Annotated in this window: 13 protein-coding genes, 1 tRNA gene and 1 riboswitch; of the genes, 2 read left to right on the top strand and 12 right to left on the bottom strand. The window is 63.1% G+C overall.

The window, feature by feature from the left end; all coding sequences use genetic code 11:
• Positions 1–27 precede the first annotated feature (27 nt).
• From IPM06_15160 to IPM06_15170, 3 genes are all read right to left on the bottom strand, one after another.
• Complete coding sequence (locus IPM06_15160) at positions 28–1,767, bottom strand: SPOR domain-containing protein (protein ID MBK8771761.1); 1,740 nt, start codon at positions 1,765–1,767, stop codon at positions 28–30.
• A gap of 688 nt (positions 1,768–2,455) precedes the next feature.
• Positions 2,456–4,198: an arginine--tRNA ligase gene (locus IPM06_15165; protein MBK8771762.1), complete on the bottom strand. Its 1,743-nt coding sequence runs from the start codon at positions 4,196–4,198 to the stop codon at positions 2,456–2,458.
• A 41-nt stretch (positions 4,199–4,239) separates the two neighbouring features.
• The gene (locus IPM06_15170; GenBank protein MBK8771763.1) at positions 4,240–5,433 is read right to left on the bottom strand and encodes a deoxyguanosinetriphosphate triphosphohydrolase; all 1,194 of its coding nucleotides are present in this window, start codon (positions 5,431–5,433) and stop codon (positions 4,240–4,242) included.
• Between the two features lie 57 nt (positions 5,434–5,490).
• On the opposite strand from IPM06_15170, the gene IPM06_15175 reads away from it, so the two are divergent.
• On the top strand, positions 5,491–5,814 hold the full coding sequence (locus IPM06_15175; GenBank protein MBK8771764.1) for an iron-sulfur cluster assembly accessory protein: 324 nt from the start codon (positions 5,491–5,493) through the stop codon (positions 5,812–5,814).
• Between the two features lie 135 nt (positions 5,815–5,949).
• On the opposite strand, the gene IPM06_15180 is transcribed toward IPM06_15175, so the two are convergent.
• From IPM06_15180 to glmU, 6 genes are all read right to left on the bottom strand, one after another.
• Complete coding sequence (locus tag IPM06_15180) at positions 5,950–6,426, bottom strand: 6,7-dimethyl-8-ribityllumazine synthase (GenBank protein MBK8771765.1); 477 nt, start codon at positions 6,424–6,426, stop codon at positions 5,950–5,952.
• A 13-nt stretch (positions 6,427–6,439) separates the two neighbouring features.
• Positions 6,440–7,054, bottom strand: coding sequence for a GTP cyclohydrolase II (gene ribA / locus IPM06_15185; GenBank protein ID MBK8771766.1), 615 nt, complete (start codon positions 7,052–7,054; stop codon positions 6,440–6,442).
• Complete coding sequence (locus IPM06_15190; GenBank protein MBK8771767.1) at positions 7,051–7,662, bottom strand: riboflavin synthase; 612 nt, start codon at positions 7,660–7,662, stop codon at positions 7,051–7,053. The genes ribA and IPM06_15190 overlap by 4 nt, the downstream gene beginning before the upstream one ends.
• Positions 7,663–7,679: 17 nt before the next feature.
• A complete protein-coding gene (ribD, locus tag IPM06_15195) occupies positions 7,680–8,663 on the bottom strand; it encodes a bifunctional diaminohydroxyphosphoribosylaminopyrimidine deaminase/5-amino-6-(5-phosphoribosylamino)uracil reductase RibD (GenBank protein ID MBK8771768.1) in 984 nt (327 codons plus the stop codon).
• Between the two features lie 95 nt (positions 8,664–8,758).
• A riboswitch (FMN riboswitch) is annotated at positions 8,759–8,918 on the bottom strand.
• A 70-nt stretch (positions 8,919–8,988) separates the two neighbouring features.
• Positions 8,989–10,815 carry a glutamine--fructose-6-phosphate transaminase (isomerizing) gene (gene glmS / locus IPM06_15200; GenBank protein ID MBK8771769.1) on the bottom strand — a complete coding sequence of 609 codons (1,827 nt, stop codon included), beginning with the start codon at positions 10,813–10,815 and terminating at the stop codon, positions 8,989–8,991.
• Between the two features lie 10 nt (positions 10,816–10,825).
• Entirely contained in the window at positions 10,826–12,181 is a 1,356-nt protein-coding gene (gene glmU / locus IPM06_15205) for a bifunctional UDP-N-acetylglucosamine diphosphorylase/glucosamine-1-phosphate N-acetyltransferase GlmU (GenBank protein MBK8771770.1), read from the bottom strand.
• Positions 12,182–12,357: 176 nt separating this feature from the next.
• Between glmU and IPM06_15210 the strand changes: the two genes are divergently transcribed.
• Positions 12,358–12,432: transfer RNA gene (locus IPM06_15210), tRNA-Lys, on the top strand.
• 14 nt (positions 12,433–12,446) lie between these two features.
• On the opposite strand, the gene IPM06_15215 is transcribed toward IPM06_15210, so the two are convergent.
• Genes IPM06_15215 through IPM06_15225 form a run of 3 tightly spaced genes read right to left on the bottom strand, consistent with a single transcriptional unit; the run spans position 12,447 to position 15,014 of the window.
• Complete coding sequence (locus IPM06_15215; GenBank protein MBK8771771.1) at positions 12,447–13,610, bottom strand: amidohydrolase; 1,164 nt, start codon at positions 13,608–13,610, stop codon at positions 12,447–12,449.
• On the bottom strand, positions 13,607–14,296 hold the full coding sequence (locus IPM06_15220; GenBank protein MBK8771772.1) for an ABC transporter permease: 690 nt from the start codon (positions 14,294–14,296) through the stop codon (positions 13,607–13,609). Before IPM06_15220 ends, IPM06_15215 begins: the two co-directional genes overlap by 4 nt.
• Positions 14,297–14,303: 7 nt before the next feature.
• On the bottom strand, positions 14,304–15,014 hold the full coding sequence (locus IPM06_15225; protein ID MBK8771773.1) for an ABC transporter permease subunit: 711 nt from the start codon (positions 15,012–15,014) through the stop codon (positions 14,304–14,306).
• Positions 15,015–15,049 lie beyond the last annotated feature (35 nt).

Below are 15,049 nucleotides of genomic sequence, written 5' to 3' on the forward strand. Positions count from 1 at the left end.
AACGACTATTAAGACCCAGCGTTTTGGCTATTGCCGCCGCACAAGGCAATCCCGCTCGCCAGCGGCGAAGAGTTTTGCACAGACGGCGCTTGCCTGTTCACGACTCTGCATGACGCCAACTGCCAAACGGTACCGCGTGCTGCCGCCGACAACCGCCTGGGTGACGATGGGTGACAATCCCGCAAAGGCGGCACCATGCTTTGCCTTCAACCTGCCGAACTCCTTGCTCGCGTCTGACTGGTTCGCAAACGAGGCAAGCTGTGCCACATAACCGCTGCCCCCGGTGGAAGCCTGCTGTTGTGGTGCGGGTTGGGGAGCCTGTTGCGGCGCGGGCTGTGGCGTAGGCTGCGTGATCTTCACAGGTGCCGTCGCCTGCTGCTGGATGGGTGCAGGAGCAGCCACGGGTTCATCGGCGCTGTCCTCGCCCTTGAACAGGTCAGCGATGGTGCGCTTCTTCTTCACAGGCGCAGCCGCCGCTGTTCCCGCCGCAGGCGGAGCCACCACGGCATCTCCATCATACAAACCGCCGCTGTTGCTGCTCATGGAGGCCGTGCCACCAGCCGTCTCGGCGCTGGCCACATCCTCTTCCGCAAGCGAATTGATTTTCCTGGACGGCGGAACGAGTACGACAGGCTTTGAGCCGAGACTCTTCTCTGCTGTCTTGACTGGCTTCTTCTCCATGACCTTCTTCTTCACCGGCGCAACGGCTGGCGCGGGATCAGGTTCGCTGATGGTTTCGCTGCCTGTGTCCGCCGCCGTCTCGGTCCCGCCCGGAACAGGCCCCGGCTCAGGCGGAACGGGGAGCACGGATTGACCCGCAGTCGAGTCTGTCGCCACAGAATCGCTCTTAACAGCGGAATTTATTCCCCCAGGATCGGATTTTCCGGTAGCCGCCAAAGACGGGTCTGCCGCCTGGCTTGCGCCGGCGGCAGGGTTGATCATGGCCTGGTTCGAGGTCTTGTCCCCGGGAAGAGCGCCTTGCTGGTCGCCCGCGCCCGTGTCGCCTGGCGGAGGCGGAAGCGGCAGCGGCACCAGTTCCTCCTGACCGGAGGCAGGCGTGGTGTCGGCGCCCGGCGTTCCGCCGTCGGCTCCGGCCGCAGGGTCGGCCCCCTGCTGGATGTTGGTGCTGTCACCCGGTTGTGCCGGAACCTCTTCCGACTGGATGACATCGCCGCCCAGCACTTCGCGGTCGCCCACGATACGGTCGTAGATCAGTTTCTTCGGTGGCGCGTTGGCCTGCGGAGCCGGATCCGGCGTGACCTTGGCAGGCTGGGCCGGGGCCTGGACGACGGGCGCGTTGCCCTGTCCACCAGCCAGGGTCTTGTCCTGGCTGCTCTGGTAAACCCACCACAGGCCGAGGCCAGCAGCGAGCGCGAGCAGGAATAGCAACACCAGCGGCAGAAGCGGACCGCGTGACGGCGGCAGGTCTTCCTCATAAGCCTGTTCGTCGCGATAGGCCTGGGTGTAGTCGCCCGCGGTGGCACGGCGCGTGGCGCGCGTGTCGGAAAACACATCGTGTTCAGGATATTCCTCGGCGCGGAAACCGCCAACGGCGGGACGCGGCGGCGGACGCATGCTGCGCCCGCGCGAATCGAAATTCTCAGTGCTGAAGCCAGGACCGGCGGGCGGCGTCGCCGGCATGTTGAGGCGCGGCTGGTTGCCATAGTTGCTGACGGGAGGCGGCGGCGCATAGGCCGGCGGCGGCTGATAGCCCCCCGCGGAATATCCCCGCGCCCCCGGATCGATCGGGCGGTACGGTGGCGGCATCTGTCCCGCCATAGGACGGCGGATTGCCATACCCACCAGCAGGCGGCGGCGTGTAACGCGATTGCGGACGGGCCGGCACGACAGGCGGCGGCATCGCGCCGGCAGGACGCGGCGGTATCATCGGACGCTCAGCACCCAGCGGGGCGCGCGGCGGCGTCATCGGCGCCGGAGACATGGACGGCGGCGGCACCATGCTGCGCGGTGGTACAGCGGACTTGGGCGGAGCAGCAACAGGAGGTGCGGGTGGAACGGCAGCTTGCGCCGGGCGCGGCGCCGGAGCGGCAGGCTTCGGCTGATCGCTGTCATCGACGGCGAAGGTGAATTTCGGCTTGGCGCCATTGCTGGCTTCGGGCTTCACGACGGCGCGCTGGCTGGCAGCCTGCACGCGCTGTTCGGCAAGGCGTTCCTGCGCTTCGCGCTGGGCCTTGAGCTTTTCGGCCAGCTTCTCGCCCGTGGCACCGACAGGTGCCGCCGCAGGCGTGCCGCGTGGCGGTGCGGCCTTCACTTGGGGGCGCGGCGCCATGGGTGCGGGCTTCACCGCGGCAGGACGCGCCGGAGCCGGAGCGGCAGGCGTAAATTCATCGGCAATGCGGGGCATATCTTTGCCCGCGCCGATGCCCAGGCGTTCCCGCCAGCTGCGCTTGTCCGTTCCGTTGCTGGAATTCTGATCCATACCCTTTGCCCGTTCCTACATCTCCTCGACAGGTCTTACGCCGAGAATGTTAAGCCCGTTGGCAAGAGAATAGCGGATTGCGCGGAGAAACGCTATCCGAGTCATCGTCAGTTGCCGTTGGGCGGGGATAATGAAGCGCAAATGCGGCGCTTCTTTGCCCTTGTTCCAAAGGGCATGAAAATCGCTCGCTAAATCATAGAGATAGAAAGATATTCTGTGAGGCTCATGGGCCAGTGCCGCCGCTTCGAGCAAGCGCGGAAAGGCGGCCATCCGGCGGATCACCGCAAGCTCGGCTTCGTCCGTCAACAGATCGAATTGCACATCGCTCTCTTCCGCCGCGCCGAAACCTTCGGATTCGGCATTGCGCAGCACCGAACAAATGCGCGCATGGGCGTACTGCACGTAGAAAACCGGATTGTCCTTCGACTGCTCTGTCACCTTGGCGAAATCGAAATCGAGCGGTGCCTCGTTCTTGCGGTAGAGCATCATGAAGCGCACGACGTCCGGACCAACCTCGTCCACCACATCGCGCAGCGTCACGAATTCCCCTGCCCGCTTGGACATGCGCACCGGTTCGCCGTTGCGGAACAACTTCACCAGTTGGCACAGCCGCACGATGACCTGCACCTTGCCCTCACCGGCGATGGCCGAGGCCACGGCCTGGAGGCGTTTCACATAACCGCCGTGATCGGCACCGAGGATATAGATCAGCTGCTTGAAGCCGCGCGAAATCTTGTCACGGCTATAGGCCACGTCGGAGGCAAAATAGGTGAAGCTGCCGTCGGATTTCTTCAGCGGACGATCGACATCGTCTCCGAAGGCCGTGGCGCGGAACAGCGTCTGCTCACGGTCTTCCCAGTCTTCCGGCACTTCGCCCTTCGGCTTGTCCAGCCGGCCCTGATAGACATGCCCGGCCTTTTCGAGGCTTGCCAGCGTGTCATCGACGGCACCCGAGGTGTGCAGCGATTTTTCCGAGAAGAACACCTCCTGCCGGATGTTCAACGCAGCAAGATCATCACGGATCAGGTCCATCATCATGGCGATCGCGATCGCGCGTACGGGTTCCAGCCACGCCGCTTCAGGCTTGTCGAGAAGCGTGCGGCCGAACTCTTTCGCCAGCTCAGCACCGACGGCCTTGAGATAGTCCCCCGGATAAAGGCCCGCCGGAATCTCGCCGATGTCCTCGCCCAGCGCCTCGCGGTAGCGGAGGTAGGCGGAACGCGCCAACGTATCGACCTGCGCGCCTGCATCGTTGATGTAGTATTCCTTGGAGACGTTGTAGCCCGTCACGGCCAGCAGGGCCGCCAGCGCATCACCAAACACCGCACCCCGGCAATGCCCCACATGCAAGGGGCCTGTGGGATTGGCGGAAACATACTCCACGTTGACCTTCTCGCCCTGGCCAAGGGTCGAGTTGCCAAAGCGCTCCTTCAGAGCGGAAACAGAATCGAGAAACGTCGGCCAGATGGAGGGCGCAAGACGCAGGTTGATGAAACCCGGCCCGGCGATCTCGGCCGCACTCACGTCAGGTGCCGCAACAAGTTTCGCGCACAGCAGTTCCGCCAGCTTGCGCGGCTGCATGTTGGCGGCCTTGGCCAGCACCATCGCGGCATTGGAAGACACATCGCCATGCGACGGATCACGCGGCGGCTCGGCGACCACGCGTGACAGGTCGAGGCCCGCGGGAATCTGCCCGCCGGCTGCAAGGTCGTTGAGGGCCTGCTCCACGAGGCCGTGAAAGTGCGCAAAGAGGTTCATACTGAATCGCTAAATAATTGATTGATTTATTTAACTTTCGCTTAACGAAAGAGAGGGTCGAGGTCAAACAGGCGCTTGTGCTGGTCCAGCGCAAATCGGTCGGTCATGCCCGCGAGGAAATCGCACACCTGCCGGGCATACCGGCTCTGGTCGGAAATAGGCGCATCCTCACGCCAGTCCTTTGGCAGAAGTTTCTCGTCGTTCATATAGGCGGTGAACAGGTCGCGGATCACCCGCTGGGCTCGCGCCATGATGTCCATCACCCGGTCATGCCGGTACATGGAGTGCGAAAGGAACTGCTGCAGGATCCGGTTGTTCTCCTTCATCTGTGCACTGAATGTCACCAGCGTCTCGCCCGCCGCGCGAATATCATCCGGGCTCTTGGGGCCGAGGCGCTTCAGGCTCTTTCGGCTGGTGGCGAGAACGTCGTTCACCATGGCGGAGATTACGCGGCGCACCGTCTCATGGACCACCCGCCCCTGTTCCAGGTCCGGATAGGCCTTCAGCACCTGCCCCAGCGCCTCCCCCACCAGCGGGATGTCGCCCAGGTCGATGATCTTGAACAATCCCGCCCGCAAACCATCGTCGATGTCATGGGCATTGTAGGCAATGTCGTCGGAAATGGCTGCCGATTGTGCCTCCGCCGAAGCATGCTGGGACAGGCCCAGATCATGCACCTCGGCATATTCGATGATGGCGGGCGGCAACCCCTTTTCGCGGTACGGACCGAGCGCATGGCCCTCCGCATCGGTCAGAGGACCGTTGTGCTTCACCAGTCCTTCCAGTGTTTCCCAGGTCAGGTTCAAGCCGTCGAAGGCCGCATAGCGCCGCTCCAACCGCGTCACGATGCGGAGAGCCTGCGCGTTGTGGTCGAAGCCGCCATGCTCCACCATGAGAGCATCAAGCTCGCGTTCGCCAGCATGGCCAAAGGGCGTGTGTCCGAGGTCATGGGCCAGGGCGAGCGCCTCCGTCAGGTCCTCATCCAGGCCCAGTGCCCGCGAGATGGCCCGGGCGATCTGCGCAACTTCAATCGAATGGGTGAGGCGCGTCCGGTAGTGGTCACCCTCGTGGTACACGAACACCTGCGTCTTGTGCTTCAGCCGCCGGAAGGCCGCCGAATGGATGATGCGGTCACGGTCGCGGGCAAAGTCCGAACGCGGCGGGGCCGGCGGTTCCGGCACCAGGCGGCCACGGCTCCGGGTGGAGTGGCAGGCATAGGGTTGCAGGTGGCTCATGGACACCACATCCCTGCCGTTCTTGACAAATGCCCCGCCAAACCCAAAATCCCTTGCATGACCGTACCCGCCCTTACCGTAACTCCGGCCGCCGCAAAACGCATTCTTGAGATTGCACCCCAACACGGCGCACTCCGCATTGCCGTCAATGGCGGCGGCTGCTCAGGGTTCCAATACGAATTCAAGCTCGACTCAGACCGCGTCGATGACGACACGGCCTTCGAACGCGACGGCGCAACCGTGCTGGTGGACAGCATGTCCCTGGGCTTCATGGATGGCGCCACGGTGGATTTCGTGGACGATCTCATGGGCCAATCTTTCCGCGTGCAGAACCCCCAGGCCAAATCCTCCTGCGGCTGCGGCACGAGCTTTTCACTCTAGGCGCTGACGCCCCCCGGCAAGGTGGAGTCTACTCCGGCCACCACCCGTCGACCGCCGCCACCAACGCCCTCTCGGCACCACGACCCCACTCCTTCCGTCACCGCGACGACAGGACGGGGAACAAATGGTTTTCCCCTACTTCTTTTTCTTCTTCAGCGCCGCCACGGCACGGAGCGCGTTGATTGAGCCCAGGCAGGCGGAGGCGGCTTCGCGACCTTTGTTGAAATCATCGTCCTTGGCGCGGCGCTCCGCCTGTTCCGCCGTGTAGGTGGTGATGACGCCGAAGGCGATCGGAACGCCACAGTTGAGGTTGGCCATCATCGTTCCGTGGGTGGCGGCGAGGCTGATGTATTCGAAATGCGCCGTCTCGCCCTTGATCACGCAGCCGAGGATGATGACACCATCGAACCTGCCGGTGCGCCCCAGCTTCTCCGCCACCAGCGGCAACTCGAAAGCCCCCGGCACCGAAAACACGTGGGCATCGTCAACGTCGATCTGGTGTTCCGCCAGAAACCCGCGCGCCCCCCGCACCAGTCCATGTGTCACCACTTCGTTGAATTCGCTGACCACAATGGCGATCACCGGGGTCTTGTTCTTCTTCGCCTTGCTCATGGAGCGCTCCTTTTCAGATGCTGAGGGCATGGCCAAATTTGTCCCGCTTGGCCGCCAGATATTTGATGTTGTGAGGATTGGGCGCGATGAGGATGGCGCGCACCGCCGCAATGGCAATGCCGTGGTCTTGCAGCGCCATTGCCTTGGCGGGATTGTTGCTGAGCAACTCCACCCGCGTCATGCCGAGCGTTTCAAGAATGCGCGCGGCAATGGCGAAGTCGCGGCCATCGGCCGTAAAGCCCAGGGCGAGATTGGCTTCGACCGTGTCCATCCCCTTGTCCTGCAAGGCATAGGCGCGGATCTTGTTGGCAAGACCGATGCCCCGGCCTTCATGGCCACGCAGATAGATCACCGCTCCACCGTTGCTCTTGTCCACCTGCGCAATCGCCTCCTGCAATTGCGGGCCGCAATCGCAGCGCAAGGAACCGAATGCTTCGCCCGTCAGGCATTCCGAATGAATGCGCACCAGCGGCACGCCTGATGTGACCGGCTTCACCAGCGCCACATGCTCCACGCCCGTGGTGGTGTCCCGGTAGGCGCGCATTTCCAGCTCGCCATCGGAATAGGCCGACGGCATGCGGGCGCGCGCGATTTCAATGACGCCCGTCGCGGGCGCTGTGTCTCTCATGAGGGACGATAAGGCTGACATAACCTCTCCACGTATTTGGCGATCACATCGACCTCGACATTCACATCGTCGCCGGGCGAAAGGTCGCTCAGGTTTGTATGGCTCCACGTATGGGGAATGATGGTGATTCCGATCCGCGTCTGCGCCGGATCGTCGTTCTCCACGCTGTTCAGTGTGAGGCTGATGCCATTGAGCGCAATCGATCCCTTCTCCACGCAATAGCGAGCCAGATCAGGCGACATGGCGAACACCAGCTTGAAGGCCTCCGCATCCGGCATGATGGATTCAAGTGTCGCCAGACCATCCACATGACCCTGCACCAGGTGACCGGAGAGCCGCGTTTCCAGCTTTACCGCGCGTTCAAGGTTCACGTGCCCGAGGGCCTGCAAGTCACCGAGGTTGCTCCGCGCCATAGTCTCGCGGCTCACGAAGAAGGTGGCGGAGCCCTTGCTGTTGAAGCGCACGACGGTAAGGCACACGCCGTTCACGGCAATGCTTTCGCCCAGTTCCAGCCCGTCGAAACCGGTGGCGATTTCCAGCACCAGCGTGCCGTCTTCCTCCGAAACGGAGTGCACGGTGGCGAGCTTCTCGATGATTCCCGAAAACATGGTGTCGTTCCTGTCTCCTAACGGCCCCGCAGCCGGCGCTCGATGGCATCGCGCCCTGCACCGCCTGTGGATTTCTGGATGATGATGTGTTCGTCCCAATGGGTGGACTGAAGGACATGCGCCGTCACCGCCGGGCCGGCCTCCACCAGCACCTCCACGGCGCCCGCGGCGGCCGCGCTTTTCAGCGCATCGGACAAGGTAGGGCTTCGGCGCGCACGAAACCCGCGCGCCGCGGCGGCGGCGAGATAACTCTCCGGCACCCGCCCACGGCGGTCGAGGATGAGAAGGTCGCGGATCTTGCCGGGGTGATCGCTGACGCGCCGCACGGTGAATTCCGGCGCATCGGCCAGAACCGTGCCAGAACCGGTGATGATGGCATCGGCACGCTTCCGCAACTCGTGGGCAAATAGCAGCGATGCCGACGACGTGAAGGTCTTCTGCCCCGGTGGCGGGATCATGGAGCCCTTCGCATCCAGGGCCTGCTTCACCGTCACCCAGGGAATGCCACTGCGCATGCGCTTGGCAAAGGGTGTGACGAGTTCCTCCGCCCGTGCGGCGATTTTGCTGTCGATCTCCTTGATCCAGTGCACCTCAAGCCCCGCCTCCGCCAGCCGCCGCGCCCCGCCGCCCTTCACCGCCGTATTGGGATCAGCGGCGCCGATCCACACATGGCGGATGGGCGTGGCGAGGATGGCATCGCAGCACGGTGGCGTGCGGCCGGTGTGGTTGCACGGCTCCAGCGTCACGATGATGGTATGAGCGCGCGCCGTGGTGCCCGACATGGCGCAAAGGGCCAGGGCCTGTGCCTCCGCATGGCCTTCCCCCGCCCGTTGGTGCGCCGCCACGGCAAGCTCACGGCCCTCCGCATCCAGCACGACGCAACCCACGGGCGGATTGGGCGACGTCGCCCCGCGATAGGCTTCCGCCGCCGCGAGCGCGCGCGCAAAGGCGCCCGCGATCACGTCCGCTTCCAGTCCGGTGTTTTTGTCGAGGCTCAACATGCGCCTGCTCGGTTTTCGACTCGTCCTTTGACGGCGTAACCAGGGCGCAACGGCAAATGCCCTCCCGGCCCCTCGCAGGAACCGGCACGGCATTGCAGTGTTCTCTTCCATCCGGACTATACCGTCGGCCCCGGAGTCACACCGGGTCTGCTGACATTGCCATGTATCGGGAGATACACAGGCAACCGCTCGCGGGCTTTCGGCCGAAACCGATTTACCGCCGGTGGGGAATTGCACCCCGCCCTGAGAACGAACGTCTGTTATTCACAAACAGCGCTTATTTAGTCCCCCCGCGCCGAAACGCAAGGGTGCTGACGATCACGTGTTATTCAACCGTGACGCTCTTCGCCAGGTTGCGCGGCTGGTCCACGTCGGTGCCCATCTGCACGGCGGCGTGATAGGCCAGCAGCTGCACCGGCAGCGCATAGACGAGCGGATTGATGAAGGGGTGCATCTTCGGCATGGTGATGCAGTGGAAGGTCTTGCCGGCGTTGTTGCGGCAACCCGCATCATCCGTCATCAGCACGATCCGGCCGCCGCGCGCCGCCACTTCCTCCATGTTGGAGATGCTCTTTTCGTAGAGGTCGTCGTGCGGCGCCAGCACCAGCACCGGCACATTCTCGTCGATCAGCGCGATTGGCCCGTGCTTCAGTTCACCCGCCGCATAACCTTCCGCGTGTATATAGCTGATTTCCTTCAGTTTCAGCGCCCCTTCCATGGCGATGGGATACATGATCCCACGGCCCAGGAACAGAACGTCCCGAGACCCGGCAATATCCTTCGCCACGGCGGCGATGTGCTTCTCCTGATGCAGCACCTCTGCCATGTGGCGCGGCGCCTCCAGCAATGCGCCCACCAGTTCCTGTTCCTTTTCAGGAGGCAGATGGCCGCGCTGCTTTGCCGCCACAAGCGCAAGTGCTGCAAGGGCGGAAAGCTGGCAGGTGAAGGCCTTGGTGGAGGCCACGCCGATTTCCGGTCCGGCATAGGTGCGCACCACCATCTCGCATTCCCGGGCGATGGTGGATTCAGGCACGTTCACCACGGCCAGCGTGTGTTGCCCCTGAGACTTGGAATAGCGCAAGGCCGCCAGCGTATCCGCCGTCTCGCCCGATTGGGACACGACGATTGCCAGCCCGTTCTTGGCCAGCGGCGCTTCGCGGTAACGGAACTCCGAGGCGATATCGACATCGCACGGCAGTCGGGCGATACGCTCGAACCAATACTTCGCCGTCAGGCCGGCGTAGGAAGCGGTGCCGCAAGCCGTGATGGAAACCCGGTCCAGCTTGGAGAAATCAAAGGCCATGTTCTCCGGCATGCGCACGGCGCGGTTGGCGAAGTCGATGTATTCCGCCAGCGTGTGACCGACGACTTCCGGCTGCTCGGCAATTTCCTTGGCCATGAAGTGGCGGTGGTTGCCCTTGTCCACCAGCATGGACGAGGCCTGGCTGAAGCTCATCGGCCGCACCACGGGCATGTTGTTGGAATCGAAAATCTTCACCGAGCCGCGCGTCACCACGACCCAGTCGCCGTCTTCCAGATACGTCACCTTGTTGGTGAAGGGCGCAAGCGCAATGGCATCCGAGCCGAGATACATTTGCCCGTCGCCATGGCCGACCGCGAGCGGTGAGCCCTGGCGCGCGCCGATCAGGAGATCAGGCTCGCTCTTGAACAGGATGGCGAAGGCGAACGCACCATGGAGGCGCGGCAGCACGGCCTTGACCGAGTCCACCGGTGACTTCCCCTGCGCGCGCTGGTCGGCGATGGCATGCGCCACCACTTCGGTATCCGTCTGCGTCTGGAAGGTATGGCCCTTGGCGATCAGCTCTTCCTTCAATTCCCGGAAGTTTTCGATGATGCCGTTGTGCACGATGACCACGTCACCCGCCGTGTGCGGATGGGCGTTGGTCTCCGTCGCCGCACCATGCGTCGCCCAGCGTGTATGACCGATGCCGGAAAGCCCGGTCATCGGTTCCGAACGCAAGCGTTCCTCCAGGTTCTTCAGCTTGCCCGGCGCGCGGCGGCGCTCGATGCCGCCATTTTCCAGCGTCGCGACACCAGCCGAGTCATAGCCCCGGTATTCCAGGCGCCGAAGGGCTTCAACGATTGAAAGTGCCACGGGCTCCTTGCCCAGAATGCCGACAATGCCACACATGGAGTGCTCCTTAACCCTTCGATTTTTGCAATTTGCGTGCCTGTTTGGCCGCACGGTAACGTTTTGCCCAGCCATCCTTAACGTCGAAGGCGGGTCGCCCGATCGCCAGTGCATCGGCGGGGACATCGGCGGAAACCACGGTTCCCGCAGCAATATTGGCGCCCGCGCCGACGCGCACCGGCGCCACAAGCGAACTGTTGGAACCGACGAAAACATTCTCGCCGATCTCGGTCAAATGCTTCTCGTACCCGTCGTAATTGCAGGTGATCGTCCCTGCTCCGATATTGGATCCCGCACCGACGACAGCGTCGCCGATGTAACTCAGGTGGTTCGCCTTGGCGCCCTTGCCGAGTTTCGCCTTCTTGATCTCGACGTAGTTACCCACGTGCACATTCTCGCCGAGTTCGGCGCCAGGCCTGAGCCGGGCGAACGGCCCGATGCGTGCGCCTCGCGCAATCTTCGCGCCCTCAATATGGCTGTTGGCGAGGATGTGAACATCATCACCGATCTGCACACCCGGTCCGAAAAACACGTTGGGCTCGATCACCACATCGCGCCCCACTGCCGTGTCGGCAGAAAAATAGACCGTGGCCGGATCAACCAGCGTCGCACCATTCAGCATGGCCTTCTGCCGCAGGCGGCGCTGGAATTCGGCCTCGATGGCAGCAAGTTGCACGCGGTCGTTCACACCTGCCGTATCGGCTTCCGGACACAGGCTGATGGCGCAGGCCTGCCCCGCTTCATGCATCAGTTCCACCACATCGGTGAGATAGAGTTCGCCTTGCGCATTGGCGGGCGAGAGCTTGTGCAGCATCGGCCACAGGTGATGTGAGCCGATGGCAATGACGCCGGAATTGCACAGGTCGATGGCACGCTCCGCTTCGCTCGCATCCTTCTGCTCGCGTATGGCTATGAGGCGGTCGCTCTGCAGGATGAGACGGCCGTAGCCGAACGGATTGACGGCCTTGAAACCCATCACGGCCATGCGCGCGCCGGCATCCTTCACGGCGACAAGATCAAGCAGCGCCTGTGGCTGCACCAGCGGTGCATCGCCATAAAGCACCAGCACCGTGCCGGTGAAATCCTTCAGCGCCTGTTCTGCCATCATCACGGCATGGCCCGTGCCACGGCGTTCGCCCTGTTCGGCGAAACGCACATCGGGCACGATGGCGGCGCTCTCCTTCTTCACGGCGTCCTGCGCGGGCCCGTGCACGACAACGATATGCTTCGGCCCCACGGCCTTCGCGGCATGCAGCACATGGCCCAGAAGGCTCCGCCCCGCCGCGCGGTGCAAGACCTTCGGGATATCCGATTTCATGCGGGTCCCCATTCCCGCGGCAAGTATGACGACTGCTAATCCAGACATGTGTCCCCGTAGAACCCCCGTAAACCCGCGAGGGCGTGGCGCCCTGCAAGATTCGGCCCTACAGGAAACGGGTGATTAGTCCCTTAATTGTGGCATTTCTATCTGTGACGCACCGCTTGACCCTCCCGGTCCACACCCCTAGAAGGACCCCGCGCGACGGGATTCCACACCCCGGGGGGCCGGTAGCTCAGGGGTAGAGCACGTGACTTTTAATCATGTGGTCGCGGGTTCGATTCCCGCCCGGCTCACCACTTTCACTCAACGTTTACTGTAACGGTAAAAACGTCTCCACGATGCGCGCCCAGAAGGCCGCACCCGGCACCAGCGCGGCGTCGTTGAAGTCATAGCCCGGGTCATGCAGGCTCTTGATGTTGCCGGACCCCAATCCGAAGTAGCACCCCGGCACCTGTTGCAGGAAATAGGCGAAATCCTCAGAGAACATGATCGGCCCCGGCAGTTCCACGGCGCGCTGGTCCTGTCCCATCTCCACCGCGATGTCGCGCACCATGTTGGCGATCTGCGGCGTGTTGATGCCGACAGGATAACGGTAGCCTTCACCATAGACGACGTCCGCCCGGCACCCGAATGACGCCGCCTGCTGCTGCAGGATTTCCGGGATGCGCCGCTCCATCAACGCCCGCGACGCCTCGCTCGTGGTGCGAACACCGATCTTCAGCGAGACCTCTTCCGGAATGGCCGTGGCAAGCACGCCGCCATTGATGGCACCCACCGTCACCACGGTGGGTTCCAGCGGATCGGCATTGCGCGCCACCGCTGTCTGCAACGCCATGACGGCAGAAGATGCCGCCACAACCGGGTCCACCGCCTGGTGCGGCAGGGCCCCGTGCCCGGCGACGCCGACAATCCGTGCACTGACGATATCGACGGCCGCCGTGATCGCGCCCGGCCTCACCAGCACCTGCCCCACCGGATAACCCGGCATGTTGTGCAGGCCGAACACCGCATCCACCGGGAAGCGGTCGAAAATTCCCTCCTCGATCATGCGCAGCGCACCGCTGATGTCCTCTTCCGCAGGCTGGAAGATCAGGTGCACCGTGCCGTCGAAATTCCGGTTGGTGGAAAGGTAGAAGGCAAGGCCCAGCACCATCGTTGTGTGGCCGTCGTGGCCGCAGGCATGCATCACGCCGGGCACCGTCGAACAATGGCTCACGCCCGTCGTTTCCGTGATCGGCAGCGCATCCATGTCGGCGCGGATAGCGATGGCGCGTTCGTCTGAACCATTGCGCAACGTGCCGACAACGCCCGTGCCAGCAATTCCTGTCGTCACCTCAAAGCCCAGTTGCGACAGGATGTCGGCAACCACGGCTGCTGTGCGGTGTTCCTGGAACTGCAGTTCCGGATTGGCATGCAGGTCGCGCCGAATGGCCACGAGCTGCTCTTCGTATTGGGCTATAATGTCTTCGATCATCTGCGCGCCGGTATCTGCCTCTCCACCACGGCGAAGATACGCGTGATGATGAAGGTGAGGATCATGTAGATGACCATCACAAGCAACAATGGTTCATAAATGATGTAGGTCTCTTGGCGGACACGGTCACTTACCCCAAACAAGTCAACAACCGTCACAAGCGCCGCAAGCGGCGTGGACTTCAGTGTCAGGATCGTTTCGCCGCCCAGCGTGGGCAGGACATTGCGGATGGCTCGCGGCAGCCACACCCGGCGCAGCACCTGCCATGGCGACATGCCGATGGCGCGGGCGGCCTCCAGTTCACCCTTGGGAACCGAGAGGAAGGCACCCCGCATGATCTCCCCGGCATAGCCCGCCTCATTCAGAGCGAAGGCAAGGATGGCGTAGAAATAACCTTCGCGCAGGATCGGCCAGAACATGCTCTGCCGCAATTCGGGGAACGTGGCGAGCACGCTGCCAAGGCCGTAGTAGAACAGGTAGAGCTGGATGAGCAGCGGCGTGCCGCGCATCACCGTGCAATAGGCAAGGGCGATGCGGCTCAGCCACTTCGGGCCTGTGACCTGCACCAGCCCGATGGGCACGGCGAGGACCAATCCCAGCCCCATGGAAATGACGAGCAATTGCATCGTCACTCCCAATCCCTGGATCAGCATCGGCAGATATTTGGGGAGCCAGCTCCAGTCCATGCTGCCCTCACGCCAGCTTGGGTTGGCCGCGGCGCACATGCGCTTCCAGCCGTGAGAGGAAGAAATTCGAAACCAGCGTCATCGCCAGGTAGATGCAGCCGGACACGAAATAGAACAGGAAATAGCGCTTGGTGAACCCGGCGGCGTTCTTGGTCATCTGCGCCAGCTCGGCGGATGCGCCCGTCACCGTGATCAGCACCGTGTCCTTGATGACGATCAGCCACAGGTTGGCGAGGCCCGGAATGGCATTGGGCAACATCGCCGGCACAACTACGCGGAAGAACACCTGCCAGCCCGACATGCCGAAGGCGCGCGCCGCCTCGATCTGACCGATGGGAATGGCCTGGATGGCGCCGCGGATCACCTCGGTTGAATAGGCACCCTGCACGAAACCCAGGACGAGGATGGCCGCGAATGTGCCGTTGATGTCGACAGGGCCATAGCCAATCGCCACGCCCAGGGCACTGATGCCCTTGGTGCCGGCGAAGAACAGCAGCAGGATCAGCACCAGTTCGGGCACGGCGCGGATGACGGTCGTGTAGATGTTGGCCATGAAGCGGGAAAACGGCCCGCCATAAAGCTTCGCCGCGGCTCCCAACTGCCCCAGCACCAGCCCGATGGCGAAAGAGCAAGCGGCAATGAACAGCGTCGAGAGCGCACCCCGTGCCAGCTCGTCGCCAAAGCCAGTCTTTCCGAATTCGAGAACCGTGGGGAACATGGGGCCCGCCAAAAGACAATGGCCGCCCGTTGCGC

The organism is Hyphomicrobiales bacterium, assembly GCA_016710435.1.
Classification (GTDB): domain Bacteria; phylum Pseudomonadota; class Alphaproteobacteria; order Rhizobiales; family Aestuariivirgaceae; genus Aestuariivirga.

What these genes read in the sequence shown, in the direction of transcription:
- IPM06_15180 (MBK8771765.1), bottom strand. Translation starts at nt 6,426, where the DNA reads ATGAGCAAGGCGAAGAAGAACAAGACCCCGGTGATCGCCATTGTGGTC.
- IPM06_15165 (MBK8771762.1), bottom strand. Translation starts at nt 4,198, where the DNA reads ATGAACCTCTTTGCGCACTTTCACGGCCTCGTGGAGCAGGCCCTCAAC.
- ribA (MBK8771766.1), bottom strand. Translation starts at nt 7,054, where the DNA reads ATGAGAGACACAGCGCCCGCGACGGGCGTCATTGAAATCGCGCGCGCC.
- glmU (MBK8771770.1), bottom strand. Translation starts at nt 12,181, where the DNA reads ATGTCTGGATTAGCAGTCGTCATACTTGCCGCGGGAATGGGGACCCGC.
- IPM06_15225 (MBK8771773.1), bottom strand. Translation starts at nt 15,014, where the DNA reads ATGTTCCCCACGGTTCTCGAATTCGGAAAGACTGGCTTTGGCGACGAG.
- IPM06_15170 (MBK8771763.1), bottom strand. Translation starts at nt 5,433, where the DNA reads ATGAGCCACCTGCAACCCTATGCCTGCCACTCCACCCGGAGCCGTGGC.
- IPM06_15175 (MBK8771764.1), top strand. Translation starts at nt 5,491, where the DNA reads ATGACCGTACCCGCCCTTACCGTAACTCCGGCCGCCGCAAAACGCATT.
- IPM06_15220 (MBK8771772.1), bottom strand. Translation starts at nt 14,296, where the DNA reads ATGGACTGGAGCTGGCTCCCCAAATATCTGCCGATGCTGATCCAGGGA.
- glmS (MBK8771769.1), bottom strand. Translation starts at nt 10,815, where the DNA reads ATGTGTGGCATTGTCGGCATTCTGGGCAAGGAGCCCGTGGCACTTTCA.
- ribD (MBK8771768.1), bottom strand. Translation starts at nt 8,663, where the DNA reads ATGTTGAGCCTCGACAAAAACACCGGACTGGAAGCGGACGTGATCGCG.
- IPM06_15215 (MBK8771771.1), bottom strand. Translation starts at nt 13,610, where the DNA reads ATGATCGAAGACATTATAGCCCAATACGAAGAGCAGCTCGTGGCCATT.
- IPM06_15190 (MBK8771767.1), bottom strand. Translation starts at nt 7,662, where the DNA reads ATGTTTTCGGGAATCATCGAGAAGCTCGCCACCGTGCACTCCGTTTCG.
- IPM06_15160 (MBK8771761.1), bottom strand. Translation starts at nt 1,767, where the DNA reads ATGCCGCCACCGTACCGCCCGATCGATCCGGGGGCGCGGGGATATTCC.